The sequence below is a fragment of the Burkholderia sp. RF2-non_BP3 genome, assembly GCF_001522185.1.
In the GTDB taxonomy this organism is placed as follows: domain Bacteria; phylum Pseudomonadota; class Gammaproteobacteria; order Burkholderiales; family Burkholderiaceae; genus Burkholderia; species Burkholderia diffusa.
In genome coordinates this window covers 26,335-49,279 of record NZ_LOSU01000028.1, presented here as the reverse complement: position 1 = coordinate 49,279, position 22,945 = coordinate 26,335, and the positions used below count along the sequence as shown (strand labels likewise).

Genomic DNA, 22,945 nt, shown 5'->3' with positions numbered 1-22,945 from the left:
GATGCCGGTCAGTGCGCGAGCGGCAACGCTCGCGCATGCCGTCGATATTACGAACAGACCTTGCCGTGCGACGCGTGGTAGCCCTTCGCCTTCGCGTCGGCTTCCGACATGTAGCTGCCGTGCTTCGTCTTGCCGTAGTACTTGTCGGTCGAGCAGTGGTAGACCTTCGTGCTGTCGTTGGCCCACACCTTGCCCGCGCCGCCGCCGGGCGCCGCTGCCGCGGTCGTCGCGGGCGCGCTCTTCGCCGGTGCGGCAGCCGATGCGGCGGAAGCGGAAGCTGCGGTCGCGGGGGCTGCGGCCGGTGCGCTGGCCGCGGCAGCCGACGATGCGCCGTACCACGTCTTCACGCCCTTGTGACCGGCGCATGCGCCCTTCTTCGACGCGCCCGAGTAGAACGAGCCATCCTTGCACAGCCCGGTCGTGCCGGCCGGCGCGCTGGCCGGAACCTGTGCGAACGCACCGATCGACATGCCCATGCCCGCGACGAGCGCGGCGATCAACATCGTCTTTTTCATAGTCCTCTCCTGATTTGCCTGAATGGGAAAAACGTCCCGACGCGATGCCGGGAATACCGCGCCACGGGTCAACGGACCCAGCGGCACACGCGGTGATGGTGGTGATCGAAATGGCACACGCGGTGCGAATGGGCTTCGGCCAGCGCCGGGACGAGAGCGGCGCACGCGACGGCCGTCACGGTCAGGATCTTCGCGATGCGGGTCATGACATTCTCCTGGGTAAGCCAGCCGGTGATCCGGCTGTTATCCCCTTAACGCCGGCCCCCGATGTGCCGTGCACCGCACCCGCATCGAATTGACGATCTTTGACGGCGTGTAACGAAACGTCACACGAGGCTGACAAACGCCTGTCTGTCATTTCCAATTCCTTACATGACGAACGCTTCGGATGTCGAATGACTGAAGGCCAATAAAAAAACCGCCCGAAGGCGGTATTTCCCAGGCACGTGGATGCCTCGCATGCGAAACGACGGCGGCTACGCGCCTGCGTCGCCCCACGGCGTCGGCGCAGGCACTTCGCACGGCCCTTCGACGTCGATCGACTTGAAATCGGCCGGCCCGACGATCTCCAGATACTCCATGTCGGGCGAATAGTCGAACAGGTAATGCACGATTCCCGGTGCCTGGTGCACGCAGTCGCCGGCGTTCACCAGCGTCTCGCGCTCGCCGTACATGAAGCGCGCCCAGCCCTTCAGCATGATCACGATGTGGAACTCGGCCTCGTGACGGTGCCAGCCGGTGCCCGCCGTCGGTGCATGATTCGCCCGGACGAGTTGCGCGACGACCTTACCGTTCGTCGCGGCCGCGATGCCGAGATCGCGATACAGGAAGAAGTCGCGCAGGCCTTCGCCTTGATACGCGGTGTCCTGCGGCCTCACGTGGGAAAACGCGGTAGGGGTCGGCGTGCTCATCGCGGCGCTCCTCGATCGAAAGAGTCATCCGGGACAAGCATTTAGCGTTCCAGGCCGCGGCACGTCCGCTTACTTGAGCCGCCCCGACAGGAACTGCCCGAGCCGTTCGCTCTTCGGATTGACGAGAATCTCCCGCGGATCGCCCTCTTCCTCGATCTTCCCCTGGTGCAGGAAGATCACGTGGTTCGACACGTTGCGCGCGAAGCCCATCTCGTGCGTGACGACGACCATCGTGCGGCCTTCCTCGGCGAGCTTCTGCATCACCTTCAGCACTTCGCCGACGAGTTCCGGGTCGAGCGCCGACGTCGGTTCGTCGAACAGCATCACCTCCGGTTCCATCGCGAGCGCACGCGCGATCGCGACGCGCTGCTGCTGGCCACCCGACAGGTGCGACGGGTACATGCCTTCGACGCGCGGCGCGAGGCCGACCTTCTCCAGATACTTGCGCGCCCGCGCGACGGCCTCTTCCTTGCCGATCCCGAGCACGGCCATCGGCGCCTCGATCACGTTCTCGAGCACCGTCATGTGCGCCCACAGGTTGAAGTGCTGGAACACCATCGACAGCTTCGTGCGCATGCGCTGCAGCTGCTTCTGGTCGGCCACGCGCAGCGAGCCGTTGCGGTCGCGCGTGGTCTCGATCGGCTCGCTGCCGATCGTGATCTGCCCCGAGCACGGCTGCTCGAGGAAGTTGATGCAGCGTAGGAACGTGCTCTTGCCGGAGCCGCTCGAGCCGATGATGCTGATCACGTCGCCGGCCTTCGCCTTCATCGACACGCCCTTCAACACCTCGTTGTCGCCGAATTTCTTGTGCAGGTTGTCAACGGTGAGCTTGTACATGCTTGGTCCTTCCTTGCGAATCTTGCGAGTGCGTTAATGGCCGCGCGGCGACAGGTACGCGAGCCAGCGCGTCTCGAGCTTGCGGAACGCCCAGATGAGCGCGAACACGACGATGGCGTACAGCACGGCCGCGATGCCGTAGGCCTGGAACGACATGTACGTGGCGGAGTTGACGTCGCGCGTGACCTTCAGGATGTCGGGCACGGTCGCGGTGAACGCGAGCGTCGTCGCGTGCAGCATCAGGATCACTTCGTTGCTGTAGCTCGGCAGCGAGCGGCGCAGCGCGGACGGCAGGATGACGCGCGTATAGAGCTTGAAGCGCGACATCCCGTAGGCCATCCCGGCCTCGATCTCGCCGGCCGACGTCGCCTTGATCGCGCCCGCGAAGATCTCGGTCGCATACGCGCATTCGTTCAGCACGAACGCGAGCAGCGTGCAGTTCATCGCGTTGCGGAAGAACGTGTCGAGCAGCACGTGGTTGTGCACGACCTGCAGGCTGTAGATGCCGGTGTAGCACATCAGCAGCTGCACGTAGAGCGGCGTGCCGCGGAACACGTACGTGTAGAGCCACACGGGGCCGGAGATCCAGCGGTTCGACGACGCGCGCGCGATCGCGAGCGGCACGGCCAGCGCGAAGCCGAGCGCGATCGACACGACCAGCAGCCACAGCGTGATCGCGAGACCGCTGAAGCGGTAGCCGTCGGTGTAGAGATAGCTTTGCCAGTACTGGCTGACGAGTTCGATCACAGTGCAAGCCTCCGGACGCCCGCGGAATAACGCTTCTCGAGGTGGTGCAGCACGACGTTCGACACCGTCGTGATCGCGAGGTAGATCGCGCCCGCCGCGAGCGTGAAGAAGAAGAAATCGAGCGTGCTCTTGCCGGCGTCCTGCGACGCCTTCACGACATCGGCGAGGCCGATGATCGATACCAGCGCCGTGGCCTTCACGAGCACCTGCCAGTTGTTGCCGATGCCCGGCAGCGCGAAGCGCATCATTTGCGGGAACAGGATCCGGTGGAACACGCGCCAGCCGCTCATCCCGTATGCGAAACCCGCTTCGAGCTGGCCGCGCGGCACCGCGAGGAACGCGCCGCGGAACGTTTCGGTGAAGTACGCGCCGTAGATGAAGCCGAGTGTCACGACGCCGGCCACGAACGGGTCGATGTCGATCTGATCCCAGCCGAGCAGGTCGGTCGCGTCGTTCAGCAGGATCTGGATCCCGTAGAACAGCAGCAGCATCAGCACGAGATCGGGCACCGCGCGGATCAGCGTCGTGTAGAACGTGCCGACCGACTTCAGCGCGCGGTTGGTCGACAGTTTCGCGCCCGCGCCCGCGAGGCCCAGTATGAGCGACGCGGCGAGCGACAGCACCGCGAGCTTCACGGTCTCGACCGTGCCGGCCCACAACAGCGGGCCAAATCCTTGGAATATCATATAAGGGATCCAGAACGAAGTGGCTGGATTGTCAATAGCCATTAACCGCGCATCAAACGATATCTGCGCACTACCTGATGCGACTTGCTCATCAAGCCGGACGCATCATGCGAAGCGGGTTGCACGCGGCAACCGACGCGGCGCGCGCCGCAGCCGACGCACGCCGCATGGACGATCAGCCGCCGTAGACGTCGAATGCGAAGTACTTCTTCTCGAGCTTCTTGTACGTGCCGTCCTTGATCATGTCGGCGATCGCGTGGTCGATTTTCGCCTTCAGGTCGGCGTCGTCCTTGCGCATCCCGATGCCGGCGCCGTTGCCGAGCGTCTTCGGATCGTCGATGTCCTTGCCGGCGAATTCGAAGTTCGCGCCGCGCGGCGTCTTCAGAAAGCCGAGGTCGGCCTGCACCGCGTCCTGCAGCGCGGCGTCGAGGCGGCCGGACATCAGGTCCTGGTACACGCCGTCCTGGTTCTGGTAAGGCACGACCTGCACGCCCTTCGGCGCCCAGTAGGCCTTCGCGTAGGTCTCCTGAATCGTGCCCTGCTCGACGCCGACCGACTTGCCCTTCAGCGATTCGGCCGTCGGCTGCAGGTTCGCGCCCTTCTTCGCGACCAGGCGCGTCGGCGTGTTGAACAGCTTGTCGGAGAACGCGATCTGCTCGGCGCGCGCCGGCGTCATCGACATCGACGACAGCACGCCGTCGAACTTCTTCGCCTTCAGCGCCGGGATCATCCCGTCGAAGTCGTTCTCGATCCACACGCATTTCGCCTTCAGCCGTGCGCAGATCTCGTTGCCGAGATCGACGTCGAAGCCGACGACCTTGCCGCTTGCGTCCTTCGATTCGAACGGCGGATAGCTGGCGTCGACGCCGAACCGGATCGTCGACCAATCCTTGGCGTGGGCACCGACCGCGAGGCAGGCAAGGGCAATACTGAGCGCGAGTTTCTTCATGGCGTTCCTGTCTTAGGCGAACTGGGCACGGGTCCCGTCGGCGTCGCCGCCGCGAACCCTTCCAACCCGGGAGCCGCCCGTCTGTCGACTTCCGAAGTTGTACATACAACTTTGCCTTTTTCAGGTCACTGCCAGCAATCCGTGTTTATCTCTAATTGTCGGTTGATTGTTTCCATGAGCGAATTTCCCTTATATTTCAATTCGCTACAGATTACATGCAGATGAAATCCAGCTTTCTGTGCGGATTCCGTGCGTCGTCGGCGCGTCCACATTTGTCTATACTTTTTCGCCTGTCGCGCTCGCCGACGCGGCGACCGAGGTCCGTATGGCCCTCGCGCCCCCTCGACCGGCGCGCCGGATGCAGGCCGGAATTACCCGAATCCCGGGCCCACAGTCGGGCCCGCACCGCGTCGAACCCGGTACACTCCGCCCGGACACCGCACGAAGGCCGGCCTGCGACGGCACGCGGCCGCCGTCTCTTGAACAGCAATGCAATGACCACACCGATCTATCAGGAAATCAAGGACTTCATCCTCGCGCGCATTCATGCGGGCGAGTGGGCGGAAGGCGACCAGGTGCCGTCGGAGAACGAGCTCGCGCGCGAATTCAACGTCGCGCGGATGACGGTCAACCGCGCGCTGCGCGAGCTGACGGCCGAACAGGTGCTCACGCGCACGCGCGGCTCGGGCACGTACGTCGCGTCGCCGAAATACGAATCGACGCTGGTCGCGATCCGCAGCATCTCGGATGAAGTCGCCGCGCGCGGCCATGCGTATCGTGCGCAGGTGCTGGAGGTCGGCGCGGCCGTCGCCGACGCAAAGCTCGCCGACGAGCTGCAGCTCGACACCGGCAGCCCGATCTTCCATTCGCGCGTGCTGCACTTCGAGAACGACACGCCCGTGCAGCTCGAGGAGCGCTGGGTCAACCCGGCCTGCGCGCCCGAATATGCGTTGCAGGACTTCACGACGACGACGCCGAACCAGTACCTGACGCGCGTCGCGCCGCTGCAGCGGGTCGAATACCGGATCGAGGCCGCGATGCCCGATGCGGCAACGCGCCGCCACCTGACGACGGACGAACGCGAGCCGTGCCTGCTGCTGCATCGGCGCACGTGGTCGCAAGGGATGGTCGCGTCGGTGGCCAATCTGTGGCATCCGGGCAGCCGCTACCGGTTCACCGGGCATTTCTGACGCGGGGCGGCCGCGTTCAGCGCACGCCGGCGCGCCCCCAGCGCTCGATCGCGCCGACCGCCAGCCGCACCCCGTCTTCCCGCGCGATCCGCGCACCGAGTTCGGCGGCACGCGCTTGCGTGTCGGCGCGTGCCGCGAACGCGATCGCGCGTGCGAGCGCCGCGGCGTCCACACGCCGCCCCGCCACCGGCCCATCGGCCACACCGAGGCGTTGCAGCCGGCTCGCCCAGAAGAACTGATCGCCCGCGAACGGCACGACGATCGACGGAATCCCCGCCCGCGCGGCCGAATGCGTGGTACCCGATCCGCCGTGATGGATCGCCATCGATACATGCGGAAACAACCAGTCGTGCGGCGTCTCGCCGATCACGCACACGTGCGCGGGCAGCATCGACGCATCGATGCCGCTCCAGCCCGGATGGAACAGCGCGCGCCGGCCGTCGAGCGCCTGCAGCAGCGCGTCGACCATCGCGCCCCGGTCGAACCCGGCCATGCTGCCGAAGCCGATATACACGGGCCGATCGCCCGCATCGAGGAAGCTCGACAGCTCGGGCGGCGGCGTCCACGCCGGCGCGTCGGCGCGCCACTGACCGCATGCCAGCACATGCGACGGCCAGTCGGCCGGATCGGCCAGCAGCGCGGGCGACACGCCGTACAGCATCGGATGATCGGTCCATACGCGCCGGCGCGGCGGCAGTCCGCACACGCTGGCGCGCGCTGCATTGGTCGCCTTCCTGAACGCGTGCCACAGCAGCGCGTTCACGAACCTGTGGCTCGCGCGATTCAGCCAGCGCGGCACCTTGCCGGGCGGCAGAAACGGCGACGCGAACGCCACGGTCGGCGTGATCGGGATCATCCCCGTGCCGATCGCCGGCACGCCGCGATACTCGGCGATCGACAGCCCGACGAACGACGCCAGCCCCGACACCAGGATCGCATCGCAACCGGCCGACGCGGCCGCGACTTCGCGCATCCACGCCGCCGTATTCGTATTCGCGATCGCGGCGAGCGCCTTCGACGTGTCGTTGAAACCGCCGCGCCCGCGCACCGCGTCGGACAACGCGCCATCCGGCGCGATCGCCGCGCGGATGTCGCCGGACAGCGGCGCGCAAGGCACGCCGAGCGCGGCGGCCGAACCGAGCGTCGCGGCGTCGGCCAGCAACCGCACCTCATGGCCGGCATCCAGCAGCGCGCGGCCGAGCGCCGCGAGCGGGCGCGTGTCGCCTTCGGTGCCGTAGGTGGCGATGACGAGCTTCATGCGTGGTTCCTCCTGCACGATGCAGGCGAGTGGATTCATAAAAATGCACGTCGTATACTAATGCAATTCGTGCACTTTAAGTCGATACCGAACCATGCCGACGACGACCGACGATCCGGGCCGCCGCGCACGCAAGCGCATCCAGATGCTCGCGCATCTCGCCGACACCGGCGCACGCCTGTTCGATGCGCACGGCTACGATGCCGTGACGATGGAACAGATCGCCGCGCAGGCCGATGTCGCGAAACGTACGCTGTACAACCACTTTCCGACGAAGGAGGCCGTGCTCGCGCACTGGCTCGAAGGCGAACTCGCGCGCGACCTCGCACACCTGCAGCGTGACGTCGCGCGACGGCGAACCTTCGCGTCGCGGATCGCCTGCGTGCTCGACGCGTCGGCCGCATGGTGCGAGCAGCATCCGGTGTATCTGCTCGCATACCTGCGGCATCGGCTCCTGAGCATCGGCGTGGTGGAAGCGGACAGCGGGAAGGACGGCGGCGGCGACATCGCGCTCGTGTGGCAGCAACTGATCGCGGCCGGACAGCAGGCGGGCGAACTGAACCCGGTGCTGGCGGCCGACCAGCTCGCCACGTGGTTTCATCACCTCTATCTCGCGGCGATGCTGCGCTGGCTGACGGTGCCCGGGTTGTCGCTGAAGCGGGAATTCCGGTCGATCGCGAAGCTGTTCGTCGAAGGCGCGCACGCGAAAGCGTGAGCGGTCGCGCAGGCGACGTCCGGTCAGGAACGTGCGTCCGCGTCGAACGCGCATCGCGCGCGACGACCGTTGAACGCATTGCATGATGCGGAGGGGGTTTTTACAACGATCGCACGGACGGGATGCCAAATTTCCCGCGCAGCAGTATGCTGGTGCCGTACGACCGCGCACGATGCCTCGGGCAATCCCTTAGTCCGCACGTCGTCGCGCCGCCGTCGCGACCGCAATCATGCGTTGCAAGGAGGGCTTCTTGATGGCTACCACGCATCAGCACTTCCACCTCGAACTACGGCACGCCACCGCGCCGACGTATTTCATCAGCTACCTGTTTCCCGCCTTGCTGTTCGTCTACGAACTGCTGCGCGTCGGCCAATGGATCCGCGATCACGGGATGCAGTTCGCCGCGTACAAGCAGATGGGTTACGAATATCTGCTGATGCTGCTGTTCGTCGGACTGCAGATCGTCGTCGAGGCGATCTTCCTGCTCGGTGCCGCGATGCGCCGCGACAATCGCGACTTCGAACACCGGCTGCCGAACGTGGTTCTCGGCATCGGCTGCTCGATCGCGATTCTCGCGATCGACCTCGCAATCCAGCTGTCGTTCTGAGCCCCGGCGGGCTCGGCCCGCCGGTCGCATCGCACGCCGGCGCGCTGGCGTTCAGGCGAGCGCGTCGCGCAGGAACGTCGCCACGGCCGCGAGTACGTCGTCGGTCCGCTCGCGATGCGGCATGTGTCCGCATCGATCGAGCAGCAGGAACGACGACGGCCCCGCGACGCGCGCGGCGATCCGTTTCGGATGCACGTCGGACCCGTATTCGTCCTGCTCGCCGTGAATCGCGAGCGTCGCGCAACGCACGCGCGGCAGGTCGTCGTCGAGACACCAGTCGCGAAACGCCGGCGACAGCCACGTATCGACCCACGCACGCAGCACCCATTCGGCCTTGTCGCCGTGATAACGCGCGAGCCGGTCGAGCTGGCCGGGCGCGTCGAACTGCTGCGCCGCCTCGCGAATGCCGTCGCGCGTGCGATCCTCGACGAACGCCTGCGCGGAGACCGTCACCAGTGCGCGGCAACGCGCGGGATACGCGGCCGCGCATCCGACGGCCATCCCGCCGCCGACGCTGTGCCCGAACGCCACGAACGCATCGATGCCGAACCGCTCGAGCAGCGCATGGAATCCATGATCGGCCTCATCGCGCACGAACGTCATGCCGAGCTGCCCCGGATGACGATCGGACCGGCCGAAGCCCAGCCGGTCATATGCGATCACGTCGCGCCGCGTGGCGCGCGCGAGTTGCGCGGGGAAGTCGCGCCAAAGCTCGACGCAGCCGAGCGAATCGTGCAGCAGCACGATCGGCGCGGCCGGCTCAGGCGCGGCCGGCTCAGGTGCGGCCGGCTCAGGCGCGGCCGGTGCCTGCGCGGGCACACCGCGCCAGCGCTTCGCGAAGAGCCGCCCTTGCGGCGTCTCGACCCAGGTCTCCTCGGTCACGATGTCAGTCATGTGTGTCGTCGTCTGCATGAAGGCGGCCGCACGCGGGCGGGCCGCATCGAATGCCGACGATGGTGGCCCGGCGACGCGCGCGGCGTCAAGCAAGCCCCACCGCCCGCACGCTCATTCGGGCTGCGGCGGCAGATACTCCATCTGCGACTCGTCGTACAGCCGGTAGATCAGCGCCTGCATCGCGCGGATGTCCTCCGATTCGTCGAGCATCCGCATGCTCATGATGATCGGCGACACGAGGTTCGGATCGTCGAGCGGCTTGTAGCTGATGTCGTCGCGCTTCAGGCCGTACACGCTGTGCGGCACGACCGACACGCCCTCGCCCATCGCGACGAGTCCGAGCGCGATCTGCAGTTCGCGCGTCTCGTAGATCTTGCGCGGCTGCAACGCGCGATCGTGAAAGGCGGCGAGCACCTGGTCCGCGTAGCTCGGCCGCGGCGCCTTCGGGAAGATGATCAGCGTGTCGTTCACGAGATCGTGCAGCGACAGCACGGGCTTCGCGCCGTCGAGCACGTGACCGACCGGCAGCGCGACGATCATCCGCTCCTCGCGCAGCACGACGCGCCGCACGCTCGGATCCTCGTGACGGATGCGCCCGAACCCGACGTCGATGCGCCCTTCCTTCAGCGCCTTGATCTGGTCCATCGTCGACATCTCGTGCAGGCTCAGCTCGACGGCCGGATATTCGCTGCGAAAGCGCCGGATGATCTTCGGCAACATCCCGTACAGCGTCGAGCCGACGAACCCGACCGACATGCTGCGCTCGATCTTGCCGACGCGCTTCGTCATCGATTCGAGTTCGGTGGTCTGCGCGAGCAGCTGCACGGCGTGCGAATAGAAGAACCGCCCCGCGTCGGTCAGCTTCAGCGGCCGCGCGTTGCGCTCGAACAGCGGCACGCCGAGCGCCTCCTCGAGCTGCTGGATCTGCCGGCTGAGCGGCGGCTGCGCGATGTGCAGGCGCTCGGCCGCGCGCGTGAAATTCCGCTCCTCGGCAACCGCGACGAAGTAGCGGAGGTGTCTCAACTCCATGTTCGATCCCTCCCGGACCGGCAACGGACGTTCATTCGGCCCCGCGCGCATGCGTGCCGCGCCGGTCGTCCCGTGATCGCCCGATCCCGATGCCATGACGATACCTCAGCCCGCGCCGATACCGGCGCGAGCAGCGCGGCGCCGCCCCGGCGTCCGGCACCGCGCAAAGCAAAACGGGAAGCCGTCAGGCTTCCCGTTGCTTCATCGACGCCGCGTCGCGGCGGCGTCTCGACCGCGCGTCACGCCTCGGTCGCGTACAGCGCATCGCGCTGCGCGTCGCTCAGCGAGTCGAGCGGCACGTCCGGCAGCCGATAGCAGATCATCGCGCCGTACAGCTCGGCCAGGCAGTTGCTGCCGGCGTCGAGCGCGTAGCCGTCTTCGCCGTCCGGCGCCGGCGGATACACTTCGCGCCACGCGTTGATCGCGGCTTCGATTCGCACGATGGAAACGGGTCCGGCCTTCCGCTCGGCGGGTGATGCGCTCATGGATTCCTCTGGGTTGCGCGCTCCGCAGGCCGTGCCGGCCGCGGCGGAGCGATGAAAACGCCGGGCGCCGCCGGCCGCCGCGACTGGCGCGCGCCGGATGCCCGATCCGCGCCGCGCTCGTCGCGCCGGCCGGGCCGTGGCCCGGTAGGGTCGGGCAATATAACCGGCTTTGACCCCGTGCAGGGAAAAGCGGACAAAAAAAACGGGAAGCGCGCGGCTTCCCGTTTCGTTGCGCCATCGCGCGGCCGCATGCCGCGCCGGCATCAGCCCACGGTTTCGCGGTTCTCCACGCGCTGCAGCTGCGCGCCGCGGTTCGCGGCGACCCACGGTGCGATCTCCATGTCCTCGTAGCGCACGAAGCGGCTCTTGTTCAGGAACCGGTAGCCGAGCCACACGACGAGGAACAGCGGAATACCGACGTAGGTCGCGGCCACGCCCGCCCAGTCGATCCGGTTCGCGAGGAACGCCTGGTAGTCCTGGCCGAGCGCGATCACGAGACACAGGACGAATGCGAACAGCGGGCCGAACGGAAACCACTTCGACTGGTACGGCAGCTGGTCGAGCGCGTAGCCTTGCGTCACGTAGCCCTTGCGGAACCGGTAGTGGCTGATCGCGATGCCGAGCCATGCGATGAAACCCGTCATCCCCGACGTGTTCAGCAGCCACAGGTACACCGTCTTGTCGCCGTACAGCGACGTGAAGAAGCACAGCGCGCCGACGGCGGTCGTCGCGTACAGCGCATTGCGCGGCACGCCGCCCGGCGACAGCTTCGCGAACAGCTTCGGCGCGCGGCCTTCCGTCGCGAGGTTGTAGAGCATCCGCGTCGACGCGTACATGCCCGAGTTGCCGGCCGACAGCACGGCCGTCAGGATCACCGCGTTCATCACGCCGGCCGCGAACGCGAGGCCCGCGTGGCGGAATACGAGCGTAAACGGGCTCACGCCGATGTCGGTCACGTCGCTCTTCAGCAGGTTCGGATCGGTATAGGGAATCAGCACGCCGATCACGAAGATCGCCAGCACGTAGAACAGCAGGATCCGCCAGAACACCTGACGCACCGCGCGCGGGATCGTCGTGCGCGGGTTCTCCGATTCGCCGGCCGCGACACCGATCAGCTCGGTGCCCTGGAACGAGAAGCCCGCGATCATCGCGACGCCCATCAGCGCCGGCAGGCCGCCCGCGAACGGCGCGTCGCCGATCGTCAGGTTGCCCCAGCCGTTGCCCGGCGCGCCTTTCAGAATGCCGAAGATCATCAGCAGGCCGACGCCGATGAACGCGACCACGGTGACGACCTTGATCAGCGCGAACCAGTATTCGGCTTCGCCGAAGCCGCGCACGGTCAGCGCGTTGAGCAGGAACATCACGCCGAGGAATGCGGCGCTCCACCAGACGCCCGGCACGTCCGGGAACCAGTAGTGCATCACGAGCTGCGCGGCGACGAGTTCGACCGCGATCGTCACGGCCCAGTTGTACCAGTAGTTCCAGCCGAGCGCGAAGCCGAAGCCTTCGTCGACGTATTTCGCGCCGTAGGTCGCGAACGAGCCCGACACCGGCATGAACGCGGCCATTTCGCCGAGGCTCGTCATCAGGAAGTAGACCATCAGGCCGATCAGCATGTACGCGACCATCGCGCCGCCGGGGCCGGCCTGCGAGATCGACGCGCCGGACGCGACGAACAGGCCCGTGCCGATCGAACCGCCGATGGCGATCATCGTCAGATGGCGCGCCTTCAGCGCGCGATGAAGCTTGGGTGGGTTCGCGGACGAACCGGGTTGGTCGGAATTCGGAAGTGCGGACATAAACGAGACGAACGTTGAGCGGGCCGGCATCCGGAGCCGGCGCATGCGGGATCGGGGCGCGGCGCGCCGCCTGCGGCGATGCATTCGATGCGGCCCCGATACGCGTTGCGTGCCGGGCGCCTGCGGCGAAGCGCGGATTCTACCTGATTCGCCGCGCGGACAGCTGAGCGCCGGCCGCCCCGCCGCCGCATGCAGACGCAGCAGAATCAACAAGTTGGATGCGGCGCGGCGACGAGACGACGGCACAGCCGCGGGTGGCGCGGCACAGGTCGTGCCATTCGGTGGCCATCCGCGATGGCGCACCGTGCAATGTGCAATCGCGCCGGCGCAATCGTCGGATCCTGTATTAAACCGACAAATCGAACGGCATTCATCGTCAATAATCAGACAAAATATCGGCGACCCGTAATTGATTCAAATCAGTTTGGCACGCAGGTTCACGGTAATGATGTGTAATCGTTCCAAATCGTGAACGATGCATGCATGTTTTGCATCGCGCGACGAAATTCGGGAATTCGCGAGATAATCCCGATTAATGCGAATTAATCAGTGCGCGGAATCGTCGACGACGCAAATTTCCGCCCCCCGCCCCCGAGGATGAAGCCACACACGCCGCTCGCCAAGCTGCGCGGTCATACCGCGTCGGCCGTGGCACGCATTCTGTCGCCCCGCGGCGTGCTCGTCGCGGGCATCGTGCTGCTGCTGTTCAGCTGGGGGCTCTCGACGTCGCTTTTAATCGAGGCACGCCACGACGCATACGACCATGCGGTCGAAAATGCGCGCAACCTGATGCTGCTGATCGAGCGCGATATTTCCCGCAATATCGAACTGTATGATCTGTCGCTGCAAAACGTCGTCGACGGCCTCGCCGATCCGGAACTGATGGCATTGCCGCCGCACCAGCGTCACCGGCTGCTGTTCGACCGCGCCGCGAGCGGCGCGTATCTCGGCGCCATTTTCGTGATGGATCCGCACGGCAATATCGTGATCGATTCGGCGGCATCGCCGCCGCGGCAAGGCAATTTCGCCGACCGCGAATATTTCGCCGTGCATCGCGACCGGCTCGCCCAGGGCCTCTACATCAGCCGGCCCTATGCGTCCCGCCTGCGCGGCGGTGCGCTGACGATCGCGCTCAGCCGACGGATCACGCTGGCCGACGGCCGCTTCGGCGGGATCGTCGTCGGCACGCTCAGCATCGACTACTTCCGCGCGCTGCTCGACGGTCTCGCGGTCGGCAAGCACGGCAGCGCGGCGATCGTCGAGGACAACGGCGTGCTCGTATCCCGCCTGCCGTTCGATGCGCGCGTGGTCGGCCTCGACCTTCACGACTCCCCGCTCTTCATCGAGGCGCAGCGCAGCAGCGAAGGCGCGCTGACCGGCGTCGGCGCGATCGACGGCGTGCGGCGCATCTATGTTTACAAGCATCTCGCGAATCTGCCGCTGATCGTCGACGTCGCGCCCGCCGAGATCGACATCTACGCGTCGTGGCGCCATCGCACGATCTGGACCGCCGTGCTGATGGGCCTGTTTACCGTGTTCATCGCGTGGGGCTCGCTCGCGCTGTCGCGCGAACTCAGGCGCCGGCAGATCGCCGAGTCGAAGCTGTACCGGCTCGCGCACACCGATTCACTGACCGGGCTCGACAACCGCGGCACGTTCGACACGGTGCTCGCGAAGGAAGCGCAGCGCGCGTCGCGCAGCGGCCGCCCGCTGTCGGTGCTGTTCGTCGACGTCGATCATTTCAAGGCGTTCAACGACTACTACGGCCACCTCGCCGGCGACGACGTGCTGCGCCGCGTCGCGCAATCGGCGTCGCGCTGCCTGCGCCGCGACAGCGACCACGTCGCGCGCTACGGCGGCGAGGAATTCGTCGTCACGCTGCCCGACACCGATGCGCGGGGCGCGGCGACCGTCGCCGAAGGGATCCGCCGCGCGATCGCCGGGCTCGACATCGCGCACGGCCGCAGCCCGTACGGGCACGTGACGGCGAGCATCGGCGCCGCGACCGCCACCGGCGGGCGCGTCAACGCCGCGACGCTGCTGCGGCAGGCCGACGAGGCGCTGTACCGCGCGAAGTCCGGCGGACGCAATCGCGTGTCGCACGCCGAGGCAAGCACGGCCGACGCGTGACGCCGCCGCCGGGGCACCCGCGCCGCGCCGCCGTGGACAGCCCGCGCGCGTTCGGCTAGCGTTACGTCAGCTGCGCGTGCGGCGCGGCGCCGGCCCGCGCTGGCCGCCCGCGCGTATTCCGGCCACCCCGCCGGCCACCCCCGCACCGTCATGACCGCCCAGCTCCCTGCCCGACTGCCGCCGCTCCTGCGCCACGCCCTCCGTCCCCTGCTGGACCCTTACCGCCGCTACCGGCACGCGAAGCTGATCCATGCGGCGCGCGTCGCGCTCGCGATCCTCGTGTCGATCGCGTTGTCCACCGGGCTGCGCGTGCCGCACGGCGAATGGTCGACGATCACCGTGCTGATCGTCGTCGGCGGGCTGCAGCACCACGGCAACATCCGCAAGAAGGCGGCCGAGCGCGCGCTCGGCACGTCGATCGGCGCGCTCGCGGGGCTCGGGCTGATCCTGCTCTACTCCGTCCTGCACGCGCCGCTCGCGATCTACCTGCTGATGGCGATCGCGTGCGGGGTCTGCGCCTATCACGCGATCGGCAAGGCCGGCTACATCGCGCTGCTGTCGGCGATCACGATGGTGATCGTCGCCGGGCACGGCGACAACGAGATCGTCGACGGCCTGTGGCGCGCGGTGAACGTGCTGGCCGGCATCGCGATCGCGCTGGCGTTCTCGTTCGCGCTGCCGCTCTACGCGACCTACTCGTGGCGCTACAAGCTCGCCGACGCGCTGCGCGCGTGCGCGGCCGTGCATACGCGCCTCGCGGGCGACCGCCACGTGAGCGACGACGCGCACCTGAAGGAAATGGCCGCGCTGAGCGCGCTGCTGGTGCAGCTGCGTTCGCTGATGCCGTCGGTGTCGAAGGAATGCGAGATCTCGGTCACGCACCTCGAGGCGATCCAGCGCAGCCTGCGCCTGTGCATCGGCTACCTGGAGATCCTGTCGAGCATGGTGCCGGCCCGCGACGACCTGGCCGCCCGCGAATACATGCGCAACGACATGAAGGCCGTGAACCGGCGCATCCGCGATACGCTCGTCGGCGCGAGCCGCGCGCTCAAGTTCGGCACGCCGAGCCGGCTCGCGGCCCGCCGCCGGCCGGCCGAGCCGCCGCACGACCTGCCTCCGCCGCAGTTGTCGGGCTACGTGTCGATCACGTCCAAGCTGGCCGGCGAAGTGGATCAGTTGCGCGAGAAACTGCTCGATACCGCGCAGGCGTGGAATATCTGAAGACCGGCGGATGGCGGGAAACGTCGGCAATACTTTCAAATATCTTTCATGAAGACGGACCGGCATCCCGTCGACGGCGACCGTGCTCGTCAGCCGATCCGGCCCCGGAAACCGGGCCTGCGCGCCGCCGCGTTTCCGCCGGTTTCGACAGCCGCCCGCGGCCGGTTCCCGCCGGATTCTCCGGCCGGTTAACCGCCCGCCGGGCCCGCCGCGACAGGCCCGACGACGTATTGGCGCGAAAATCAGGTCTTGCCCCAACTTCCCGGACAGCCGATACTCGCATATTCCGCGAAATACGATCCCACCGGCTTCAATCCACGGTAATTCCTATGAGCACGATTCTCGAAAGCCTCCCGACCGGCCAGAAGGTCGGTATCGCCTTCTCCGGCGGCCTGGACACCAGCGCCGCGCTGCACTGGATGAAACTGAAGGGCGCCGTCCCGTACGCATATACGGCAAACCTCGGCCAGCCCGACGAAGACGATTACGACGCGATCCCGAAACGCGCGATCGAATACGGCGCAGCCGGCGCCCGCCTGATCGACTGCCGCGCGCAGCTCGTCGCCGAAGGCATCGCCGCGCTGCAAAGCGGCGCGTTCCACATCACGACGGCCGGCGTCACGTATTTCAACACGACGCCGATCGGCCGCGCCGTGACGGGCACGATGCTCGTCGCCGCGATGAAGGAAGACGGCGTCAACATCTGGGGCGACGGCAGCACGTACAAGGGCAACGACATCGAGCGCTTCTACCGCTACGGCCTGCTCGTGAACCCGGATCTGAAGATCTACAAGCCGTGGCTCGACCAGACGTTCATCGACGAACTCGGCGGCCGTGCCGAAATGTCCGAATTCATGAACCAGGCCGGCTTCGCATACAAGATGTCGGCCGAGAAGGCGTATTCGACCGACTCGAACCTGCTCGGCGCGACGCACGAGGCGAAGGATCTGGAAAGCCTCGAAAGCGGCATCAAGATCGTGAACCCGATCATGGGCGTCGCGTTCTGGCGCGACGACGTGAAGATCGCCGCCGAGGAAGTGACGGTGCGCTTCGAAGCGGGCCAGCCGGTCGCGCTGAACGGCGTCGAGTTCAAGGACCAGGTCGAGCTGCTGCTCGAGGCGAACCGCATCGGCGGCCGCCACGGCCTCGGCATGAGCGACCAGATCGAGAACCGCATCATCGAGGCGAAGAGCCGCGGCATCTATGAAGCCCCGGGCCTCGCGCTGCTGTACATCGCGTACGAGCGTCTCGTCACCGGCATCCACAACGAAGACACGATCGAGCAGTACCGTGAGAACGGCCGCCGTCTTGGCCGCCTGCTGTATCAGGGCCGCTGGTTCGACCCGCAGGCGATCATGCTGCGCGAAACGGCACAACGCTGGGTCGCGCGCGCGATCACCGGCGAAGTGAAGATCGAACTGCGCCGCGGCAACGACTACTCGATCCTGAGTACGAAGTCGCCGAACCTCACGTATCAGCCGGAACGCCTGTCGATGGAGAAGGTGGCATCGACGTTCTCGCCGCGCGACCGGATCGGCCAACTGACGATGCGCAACCTCGACATCACCGATACGCGCGACAAGCTGCGCGTGTATTCGCAAGTCGGCCTGCTGACGCCGGGCGAGGCTTCGGCGCTGCCGCAGATCAAGAGCGACAGCGGCGAGTAAGCCGCCTCGTTCGACGCCGGGCGCGTAGCCGATACGCGCCCCGGCGGGGCAAGCCGCGTATGCGTCGTCGCATGCGCGGCTTGCCGTTTCCCTTCCGCCTCTCCCCTTCCTGCATTTCCCGCTATCGCATCACGTTCGCGTCGCCCGCGAACGGCGCTGCAACGCTGCTGCGTTCATGGCAAGCTGCGAGTCGTTCGAATTCAGACTCGGCTCATGACCTCCCTCATCGTCATTCACCTGAACGGCCCGATCAACAGCGGCAAGACGACGATCGGTCGCGCACTCGCACGCCTGCTGCCCGATGCACGCTTCATCGACGGCGACGATCACGACGCGCCCGGAGACGCCCCGTTCGACGTGCAGTGGGCGATCGCGCTGACGCGTCTCGTCACGCAGGTCGCGCAGGCCAATGAACGCCACCTGGTGACCGCTTACCCGATCGGCGAGGCGGAATTCGAACGCCTGCGCGCGGCCTGCGATGCACGCGATGCGCGGCTGTTCGTCGTGACGCTCGCGCCACCGGAGGCGATCGCGTCGTCGGATCGCGGCACGCGGGCGCTGACGGACTGGGAGCGGCAACGTATCGCCGAGATGTATCGGGAAGGCTATGCGGCACGTGCGTTCAGCGATTGCGTGATCGATACGTCGAAGGCGTCGGCCGATGCATGTGCGTTGGAGATCGTGCAAAACGTCCGCGCATCGGGCGCATAGCGGAACCTTCGACCGCTGCGTCCGGCAAGTCCTGCCTTCAACGATGCTGTCACCTCCCGACACGGCGTGCTCGCGCGCACCCTTGCGACTCAGCAACAGAGCGTGCCCGCCACCACGTAAAGCCTTGCGGCATACCCACCCTTCGCGTGCTTGAGCCAGCCGATCGCGAACAGCCCGACGAAACCGCGCAAGTTGCCGATCGAATTGATCATCGCGATCCCGCGGCCGCGTCGGCGCCGGATACGGGCGTTCGTGGATTTTCTGGCGGGGGAGCCGGGCGGGTGACGGATGACGGGCGGCGACCGGAGCGGGCATCGATGCCCGAAACGCTGATATTCTGGCGAATCGAGCAGTGAATGATCGGAACATTCGCGCCGCCGCGTCGTCCCCCGCGCTGCGCCAACCTTGCCGGAGCCGCCATGTTCGACCTGACCACGCTGACCACCTTCACCGCCGTCGTCCTGGGTCTGTTCCTGATTCCCGGCCCCGCCGTGCTGCTCGTGCTGAGCCGCACCGTGCAGGGCGGCCGCAAGACCGGCATCCTGACCGGGCTCGGCGTCGCGAGCGGCGACTTCGTTCACACGCTGTTCGCGGCGGTCGGGCTGTCGGCGCTGCTGATGACGTCGGCGCTCGCATTCAACGTCGTGAAGCTGGTCGGCGCCGCGTACCTGATCTACCTCGGCGTGCGCGCGCTGCTCGACAGGCCGTCCGATCCGTCGCTGCCGAAAGTGTCGCCCGTCACGCCGCTGAAGGCATACCTGCAGGCGATCCCCGCCGAAGTGCTGAACCCGAAGACCGCGCTGTTCTTCCTCGCGTTCATGCCGCAGTTCGTGCATCCGGAACGCGGCTCGACGTTCGTGCAGTTCGCGGTGCTCGGGCTGATCTTCGTCGTGCTCAGCTCGCTCTACACGACGCTGATCGCGTGCTCGATCCGCCCGCTCGGCCGCCTCGTGAAGCGGCTTGCGTGGCTCACGCGCTGGCAGGGGAAGATCATCGGTTCGATCTTCATCGCGCTCGGGCTGCGCGTCGCGGTCCAGCAACGCTGACGCGCGCGTTTCGCATGACGTCCGACGCGGCAACCGCCGGCGAAATCCTCTATACCGACCCGCGCCTCGTCGCGGTCTACGACCGGTTCAACGCAGGCGATCGCGACTTCGCGTTCTACACATCGCGCATCGGCGCCACGCGGCAACGGATTCTCGATCTCGGCTGCGGCACCGGCACGTTCGCGCGCCGGCTCGCGGCGGCCGGGCACGACGTCGTCGCGATCGATCCCGCGCCCGCGATGATCGACCATGCGCGACGCCAGCCCGGCGCCGGCGCGGTCGGCTGGCTCGCGTGCGATCTCGGCGGCCTGCCGCCCGGCGCGCCGTTCGATGCCGTCGTGATGACCGGACACGCGTTCCAGTGTCTGCTGACCGACGCGGACATCGACGCGACGCTGCGCGGCGTGCGGCGCGTGCTGGCCGACGGCGGCCGCTTCCTGTTCGACACCCGCAACCCGCGTGTCGAGCCGTGGCGTGACTGGACGCCGCAGTCATCCGCGTCCCGCATCGATTCGCCCGAGTTCGGCAGCGTCGAGCTGCACCATGCGGTAACCGCGGTCGAGGACCCGATCGTGTCGTTCGACACGGTCTACCACTTTCAGCGCGACAATACGCGTGTGAAGAACGCGAGCCTGCTGCGCTTCATCGCGCAGCCCGACCTGCGGGCGCGCGTGGCGGCCGCCGGCTTCACGTCGGCGGAATGGTGCGGCGACTGGCACGGCGCGCCGTTCGACGACGCGGCCAGCGCGGAGATCATTGCAATCTGCCACGCGTGAGCGGTTGAATGCCGCGCCGGACGCGAATAGTGGAATGAAGGGTGAAGCAAATGAGTAGCGACGAATTCCAGGTGATGGAATTGTCGAACGGCAAGCCGGTGAAGATGTGGACGCAAGGCGTCGCGGTCGAGGACGATGCGCGCGCGCAGTTGCGCAACACCGCGCAGATGCCGTTCATCTTCAGGCACGTCGCGGTGATGCCGGACGTCCACCTCGGCAAGGGCTCGACGATCGGCAGCGTGATTCCGACGAAAGGCGCGATCATTCCGGCCGCGGTCGGCGTCGATATCGGCTGCGGGATGATGGCGGCGCGCACGACGCTCACGGCAGCGGACCTGCCGGACTCGCTCGGCGGGCTGCGCGGCGCGATCGAACGCGCGGTGCCGCACGGCCGCGTGCCGGGGCGCCGCGATCCCGGAGCATGGGGCGATCGCACGCCGCCCGCCGTGACCGAATCGTGGAAGTCGCTGCTGCCGGGCTTTCAGCGCATCGTCGACAAGTATCCGAAGCTGGAGAAGACGAACCACCGTGCGCATCTGGGTACGCTCGGCACGGGCAACCATTTCATCGAGGTGTGCATCGACGAGGCCGGACGCGTGTGGTTCATGCTGCACAGCGGCTCGCGCGGCGTCGGCAACGCGATCGGCAGCCTGTTCATCGAGCTCGCGCAGGCCGACATGCGGCAGCACATCGCGAACCTGCCGGATCGCAATCTGGCGTATTTCACCGAGGGCAGCCGCCACTTCGACGATTACGTCGAGGCGGTCGGCTGGGCGCAGGACTATGCGCGCCGCAACCGGCAGGCGATGATGGAGGCGGTGATCGGCGCGGCGCGCGGCGTGATCGCGAAACCGTTCGCGGTCGACGAGCATGCGGTGAACTGCCACCACAACTACGTGCAGCGCGAACGCCACTTCGGCGAGGACGTGCTCGTGACCCGCAAGGGCGCGGTGTCCGCGCAGAAGGGGCAGCTCGGGATCATTCCGGGCTCGATGGGCGCGAAGAGCTTCATCGTGCGCGGGCTCGGCAATCCGGAGAGTTTCTGTTCGTGCAGCCACGGCGCCGGACGCTCGATGAGCCGAACCGAGGCGAAGCGCCGCTTCACGGTCGGCGACCAGGTGAGCGCGACGCGCGGTGTCGAATGCCGGAAGGACGCGGGTGTCATCGACGAGATCCCGATGGCCTACAAGGACATCGACGCGGTGATGGCGGCGCAGCGCAGCCTTGTCGAAGTGGTGCACACGCTGCGTCAGGTGGTGTGCGTGAAAGGATAGCGCGGCGCGCGTCACGCGCCGACGATCGAGATCGAAAACCCGTCCCCGCCGCCGAGCGTGCCGACTTCGAGGATGCGCCGTGCGCCGCAAGCGCGGCGGCCGCATAAGCAACCAACCATTCGTTCTAAAGGCGGCCGCGCACCTGCTCCTATAATCGCTCGACCACGACAACAACAGACCGGAGCACCCATGACCGATCAGGCCACTTCGAACTGGCGACTCGAAACCATCGCCGTGCACGGCGGCTATCGTCCCGACCCGACCACGCGCGCGGTCGCGGTGCCGATCTACCAGACCGTTGCGTACGCATTCGACGACACGCAGCACGGCGCGGACCTGTTCGACCTGAAGGTCCAGGGCAACATCTACACGCGAATCATGAACCCGACGACGGACGTGCTCGAGCAGCGGATCGCCGCGCTCGAGGGCGGTATCGGCGCGCTCGCGCTGGCGTCGGGCCAGGCGGCCGTCACGTACGCGATCCAGACGATCGCCGAAGCCGGCGACAACATCGTGTCCGCCAGTTCGCTGTACGGCGGCACCTACAACCTGTTCGCGCATACGCTGCCGCAATACGGCATCACGACGCGCTTCGCCGATCCGCGCGACCCGGCATCGTTCGAGCCGCTGATCGACGCGCGCACGAAGGCGATCTTCGCGGAATCGGTCGGCAACCCGCTCGGCAACGTGACCGACATCGCCGCGCTCGCGGAAGTCGCGCATCGTCACGGGATCCCGCTGATCGTCGACAACACGGTGCCGTCGCCGTATCTGCTGCGCCCGTTCGAACACGGCGCGGACATCGTCGTGCATTCGCTGACGAAGTATCTCGGCGGCCACGGCACGAGCCTCGGCGGCGCGATCGTCGATTCGGGCAAGTTCCCGTGGGCGCAGCACGCGGACCGCTTCAAGCGGCTCAACGAACCCGACGTCAGCTATCACGGCGTCGTGTACACCGAAGCATTCGGGCCGGCCGCCTATATCGGGCGCGCGCGGGTCGTGCCGCTGCGCAACATGGGCGCGGCGATCTCGCCGTTCAACGCGTTCCAGATCCTGCAGGGCATCGAGACGCTCGCGCTGCGCGTCGAGCGCATCAGCGACAACGCGCTGAAAATCGCGCAGCATCTCGCGCGCCACGAACACGTCGAGTGGGTGAACTACGCGGGGCTGCCCGATCACCCGGATCATCCGCTCGTCGCGCGCTACCTGTCGGGCCGCGCGCCCGGCATCCTGACGTTCGGCGTGAAGGGCGGCCGCGACGGCGGCGCGAAGTTCCAGGACGCGCTGAAGCTGTTCACGCGGCTCGTCAACATCGGCGACACCAAATCGCTCGCGACGCATCCGGCCTCGACGACGCACCGCCAACTGTCGCCGGCCGAACTCGCGAAGGCCGGCGTGAAGGAGGAAACGGTGCGGCTGTCGATCGGCATCGAGCACATCGACGACCTCCTCGCCGATCTCGACCAGGCGCTCGCGCAAGTGTGACCTGGCGCAGGCG

General features: G+C 67.0%; 24 protein-coding genes. 11 read left to right on the top strand and 13 right to left on the bottom strand.

Annotated features, from left to right (window positions below; genetic code table 11):
* Window positions 1–47: 47 nt before the first annotated feature.
* The 7 genes from WS45_RS10750 to WS45_RS10725 all read right to left on the bottom strand — a co-directional run bounded on the left by WS45_RS10750 (window position 48) and on the right by WS45_RS10725 (window position 4,645).
* Entirely contained in the window at window positions 48–515 is a 468-nt protein-coding gene (locus tag WS45_RS10750; RefSeq protein WP_059531808.1) for a DUF3761 domain-containing protein, read from the bottom strand.
* Between the two features lie 68 nt (window positions 516–583).
* Window positions 584–721 (bottom strand): HHHH-motif protein, encoded by a 138-nt coding sequence (locus WS45_RS35630; RefSeq protein ID WP_167359252.1) that lies wholly within the window; start codon window positions 719–721, stop codon window positions 584–586.
* A gap of 270 nt (window positions 722–991) precedes the next feature.
* Complete coding sequence (locus tag WS45_RS10745) at window positions 992–1,426, bottom strand: cupin domain-containing protein (RefSeq protein ID WP_059531811.1); 435 nt, start codon at window positions 1,424–1,426, stop codon at window positions 992–994.
* Between the two features lie 69 nt (window positions 1,427–1,495).
* Window positions 1,496–2,263, bottom strand: coding sequence for an ABC transporter ATP-binding protein (locus tag WS45_RS10740; RefSeq protein ID WP_059511632.1), 768 nt, complete (start codon window positions 2,261–2,263; stop codon window positions 1,496–1,498).
* 33 nt (window positions 2,264–2,296) lie between these two features.
* Window positions 2,297–3,010 carry an ABC transporter permease gene (locus tag WS45_RS10735; protein WP_059531814.1) on the bottom strand — a complete coding sequence of 238 codons (714 nt, stop codon included), beginning with the start codon at window positions 3,008–3,010 and terminating at the stop codon, window positions 2,297–2,299.
* Window positions 3,007–3,696: an ABC transporter permease gene (locus WS45_RS10730; RefSeq protein WP_059531818.1), complete on the bottom strand. Its 690-nt coding sequence runs from the start codon at window positions 3,694–3,696 to the stop codon at window positions 3,007–3,009. The genes WS45_RS10735 and WS45_RS10730 overlap by 4 nt, the downstream gene beginning before the upstream one ends.
* 175 nt (window positions 3,697–3,871) lie before the next feature.
* A complete protein-coding gene (locus tag WS45_RS10725) occupies window positions 3,872–4,645 on the bottom strand; it encodes an ABC transporter substrate-binding protein (RefSeq protein ID WP_059531821.1) in 774 nt (257 codons plus the stop codon).
* Between the two features lie 494 nt (window positions 4,646–5,139).
* Between WS45_RS10725 and hutC the strand changes: the two genes are divergently transcribed.
* The gene (gene hutC / locus WS45_RS10720) at window positions 5,140–5,835 is read left to right on the top strand and encodes a histidine utilization repressor (RefSeq protein WP_059466626.1); all 696 of its coding nucleotides are present in this window, start codon (window positions 5,140–5,142) and stop codon (window positions 5,833–5,835) included.
* 16 nt (window positions 5,836–5,851) lie between these two features.
* On the opposite strand, the gene WS45_RS10715 is transcribed toward hutC, so the two are convergent.
* Window positions 5,852–7,093 carry a glycosyltransferase gene (locus tag WS45_RS10715; RefSeq protein WP_059699769.1) on the bottom strand — a complete coding sequence of 414 codons (1,242 nt, stop codon included), beginning with the start codon at window positions 7,091–7,093 and terminating at the stop codon, window positions 5,852–5,854.
* A gap of 94 nt (window positions 7,094–7,187) precedes the next feature.
* Between WS45_RS10715 and WS45_RS10710 the strand changes: the two genes are divergently transcribed.
* Together WS45_RS10710 and WS45_RS10705 are read left to right on the top strand one after the other, a co-directional pair.
* On the top strand, window positions 7,188–7,808 hold the full coding sequence (locus WS45_RS10710) for a TetR/AcrR family transcriptional regulator (RefSeq protein ID WP_059699767.1): 621 nt from the start codon (window positions 7,188–7,190) through the stop codon (window positions 7,806–7,808).
* Window positions 7,809–8,061: 253 nt separating this feature from the next.
* Window positions 8,062–8,415 carry a hypothetical protein gene (locus tag WS45_RS10705; RefSeq protein WP_059531827.1) on the top strand — a complete coding sequence of 118 codons (354 nt, stop codon included), beginning with the start codon at window positions 8,062–8,064 and terminating at the stop codon, window positions 8,413–8,415.
* Between the two features lie 51 nt (window positions 8,416–8,466).
* Here WS45_RS10705 and WS45_RS10700 read toward each other — a convergent pair whose 3' ends face one another.
* The 4 genes from WS45_RS10700 to WS45_RS10685 all read right to left on the bottom strand — a co-directional run bounded on the left by WS45_RS10700 (window position 8,467) and on the right by WS45_RS10685 (window position 12,622).
* Window positions 8,467–9,309 (bottom strand): alpha/beta fold hydrolase, encoded by an 843-nt coding sequence (locus tag WS45_RS10700; protein ID WP_059700554.1) that lies wholly within the window; start codon window positions 9,307–9,309, stop codon window positions 8,467–8,469.
* Window positions 9,310–9,420: 111 nt separating this feature from the next.
* Window positions 9,421–10,338 carry a LysR family transcriptional regulator gene (locus tag WS45_RS10695; protein ID WP_059448822.1) on the bottom strand — a complete coding sequence of 306 codons (918 nt, stop codon included), beginning with the start codon at window positions 10,336–10,338 and terminating at the stop codon, window positions 9,421–9,423.
* 239 nt (window positions 10,339–10,577) lie between these two features.
* Entirely contained in the window at window positions 10,578–10,823 is a 246-nt protein-coding gene (locus WS45_RS10690; protein WP_006761486.1) for a DUF3717 domain-containing protein, read from the bottom strand.
* A 263-nt stretch (window positions 10,824–11,086) separates the two neighbouring features.
* Window positions 11,087–12,622, bottom strand: a complete 1,536-nt coding sequence (locus tag WS45_RS10685) for an amino acid permease (protein ID WP_059531830.1) — start codon at window positions 12,620–12,622, stop codon at window positions 11,087–11,089.
* 597 nt (window positions 12,623–13,219) lie between these two features.
* Between WS45_RS10685 and WS45_RS10680 the strand changes: the two genes are divergently transcribed.
* From WS45_RS10680 to WS45_RS10665, 4 genes are all read left to right on the top strand, one after another.
* Entirely contained in the window at window positions 13,220–14,752 is a 1,533-nt protein-coding gene (locus WS45_RS10680) for a GGDEF domain-containing protein (protein WP_059531833.1), read from the top strand.
* 150 nt (window positions 14,753–14,902) lie between these two features.
* Window positions 14,903–15,973, top strand: a complete 1,071-nt coding sequence (locus WS45_RS10675; RefSeq protein WP_059699764.1) for an FUSC family protein — start codon at window positions 14,903–14,905, stop codon at window positions 15,971–15,973.
* 329 nt (window positions 15,974–16,302) lie between these two features.
* Window positions 16,303–17,640, top strand: a complete 1,338-nt coding sequence (argG, locus tag WS45_RS10670) for an argininosuccinate synthase (RefSeq protein ID WP_059531840.1) — start codon at window positions 16,303–16,305, stop codon at window positions 17,638–17,640.
* A 213-nt stretch (window positions 17,641–17,853) separates the two neighbouring features.
* Window positions 17,854–18,351 (top strand): hypothetical protein, encoded by a 498-nt coding sequence (locus tag WS45_RS10665; RefSeq protein ID WP_059531843.1) that lies wholly within the window; start codon window positions 17,854–17,856, stop codon window positions 18,349–18,351.
* A gap of 89 nt (window positions 18,352–18,440) precedes the next feature.
* Here the strand turns inward: WS45_RS10665 and WS45_RS34870 are convergent, their stop codons facing one another.
* Window positions 18,441–18,563, bottom strand: coding sequence for a hypothetical protein (locus WS45_RS34870; RefSeq protein WP_373559425.1), 123 nt, complete (start codon window positions 18,561–18,563; stop codon window positions 18,441–18,443).
* A gap of 207 nt (window positions 18,564–18,770) precedes the next feature.
* Between WS45_RS34870 and WS45_RS10660 the strand changes: the two genes are divergently transcribed.
* From WS45_RS10660 to WS45_RS10645, 4 genes are all read left to right on the top strand, one after another.
* Entirely contained in the window at window positions 18,771–19,397 is a 627-nt protein-coding gene (locus WS45_RS10660) for a LysE family translocator (protein WP_059531846.1), read from the top strand.
* Between the two features lie 14 nt (window positions 19,398–19,411).
* On the top strand, window positions 19,412–20,173 hold the full coding sequence (locus WS45_RS10655; RefSeq protein WP_059699762.1) for a class I SAM-dependent methyltransferase: 762 nt from the start codon (window positions 19,412–19,414) through the stop codon (window positions 20,171–20,173).
* A gap of 50 nt (window positions 20,174–20,223) precedes the next feature.
* Window positions 20,224–21,447: an RtcB family protein gene (locus WS45_RS10650; RefSeq protein WP_059699760.1), complete on the top strand. Its 1,224-nt coding sequence runs from the start codon at window positions 20,224–20,226 to the stop codon at window positions 21,445–21,447.
* Between the two features lie 189 nt (window positions 21,448–21,636).
* Window positions 21,637–22,932 carry an O-acetylhomoserine aminocarboxypropyltransferase/cysteine synthase family protein gene (locus tag WS45_RS10645; protein ID WP_059531860.1) on the top strand — a complete coding sequence of 432 codons (1,296 nt, stop codon included), beginning with the start codon at window positions 21,637–21,639 and terminating at the stop codon, window positions 22,930–22,932.
* The last annotated feature ends 13 nt before the right edge of the window (window positions 22,933–22,945 follow it).

What these genes read in the sequence shown, in the direction of transcription:
- WS45_RS10660 (WP_059531846.1), top strand. Translation starts at nt 18,771, where the DNA reads ATGTTCGACCTGACCACGCTGACCACCTTCACCGCCGTCGTCCTGGGT.
- WS45_RS10690 (WP_006761486.1), bottom strand. Translation starts at nt 10,823, where the DNA reads ATGAGCGCATCACCCGCCGAGCGGAAGGCCGGACCCGTTTCCATCGTG.
- WS45_RS10645 (WP_059531860.1), top strand. Translation starts at nt 21,637, where the DNA reads ATGACCGATCAGGCCACTTCGAACTGGCGACTCGAAACCATCGCCGTG.
- argG (WP_059531840.1), top strand. Translation starts at nt 16,303, where the DNA reads ATGAGCACGATTCTCGAAAGCCTCCCGACCGGCCAGAAGGTCGGTATC.
- WS45_RS10725 (WP_059531821.1), bottom strand. Translation starts at nt 4,645, where the DNA reads ATGAAGAAACTCGCGCTCAGTATTGCCCTTGCCTGCCTCGCGGTCGGT.
- WS45_RS10655 (WP_059699762.1), top strand. Translation starts at nt 19,412, where the DNA reads ATGACGTCCGACGCGGCAACCGCCGGCGAAATCCTCTATACCGACCCG.
- WS45_RS10685 (WP_059531830.1), bottom strand. Translation starts at nt 12,622, where the DNA reads ATGTCCGCACTTCCGAATTCCGACCAACCCGGTTCGTCCGCGAACCCA.
- WS45_RS10695 (WP_059448822.1), bottom strand. Translation starts at nt 10,338, where the DNA reads ATGGAGTTGAGACACCTCCGCTACTTCGTCGCGGTTGCCGAGGAGCGG.
- WS45_RS10700 (WP_059700554.1), bottom strand. Translation starts at nt 9,309, where the DNA reads ATGACTGACATCGTGACCGAGGAGACCTGGGTCGAGACGCCGCAAGGG.
- hutC (WP_059466626.1), top strand. Translation starts at nt 5,140, where the DNA reads ATGACCACACCGATCTATCAGGAAATCAAGGACTTCATCCTCGCGCGC.
- WS45_RS10715 (WP_059699769.1), bottom strand. Translation starts at nt 7,093, where the DNA reads ATGAAGCTCGTCATCGCCACCTACGGCACCGAAGGCGACACGCGCCCG.
- WS45_RS10650 (WP_059699760.1), top strand. Translation starts at nt 20,224, where the DNA reads ATGAGTAGCGACGAATTCCAGGTGATGGAATTGTCGAACGGCAAGCCG.
- WS45_RS35630 (WP_167359252.1), bottom strand. Translation starts at nt 721, where the DNA reads ATGACCCGCATCGCGAAGATCCTGACCGTGACGGCCGTCGCGTGCGCC.
- WS45_RS10680 (WP_059531833.1), top strand. Translation starts at nt 13,220, where the DNA reads ATGAAGCCACACACGCCGCTCGCCAAGCTGCGCGGTCATACCGCGTCG.
- WS45_RS34870 (WP_373559425.1), bottom strand. Translation starts at nt 18,563, where the DNA reads ATGATCAATTCGATCGGCAACTTGCGCGGTTTCGTCGGGCTGTTCGCG.
- WS45_RS10750 (WP_059531808.1), bottom strand. Translation starts at nt 515, where the DNA reads ATGAAAAAGACGATGTTGATCGCCGCGCTCGTCGCGGGCATGGGCATG.
- WS45_RS10710 (WP_059699767.1), top strand. Translation starts at nt 7,188, where the DNA reads ATGCCGACGACGACCGACGATCCGGGCCGCCGCGCACGCAAGCGCATC.
- WS45_RS10730 (WP_059531818.1), bottom strand. Translation starts at nt 3,696, where the DNA reads ATGATATTCCAAGGATTTGGCCCGCTGTTGTGGGCCGGCACGGTCGAG.
- WS45_RS10740 (WP_059511632.1), bottom strand. Translation starts at nt 2,263, where the DNA reads ATGTACAAGCTCACCGTTGACAACCTGCACAAGAAATTCGGCGACAAC.
- WS45_RS10675 (WP_059699764.1), top strand. Translation starts at nt 14,903, where the DNA reads ATGACCGCCCAGCTCCCTGCCCGACTGCCGCCGCTCCTGCGCCACGCC.
- WS45_RS10705 (WP_059531827.1), top strand. Translation starts at nt 8,062, where the DNA reads ATGGCTACCACGCATCAGCACTTCCACCTCGAACTACGGCACGCCACC.
- WS45_RS10745 (WP_059531811.1), bottom strand. Translation starts at nt 1,426, where the DNA reads ATGAGCACGCCGACCCCTACCGCGTTTTCCCACGTGAGGCCGCAGGAC.
- WS45_RS10665 (WP_059531843.1), top strand. Translation starts at nt 17,854, where the DNA reads ATGACCTCCCTCATCGTCATTCACCTGAACGGCCCGATCAACAGCGGC.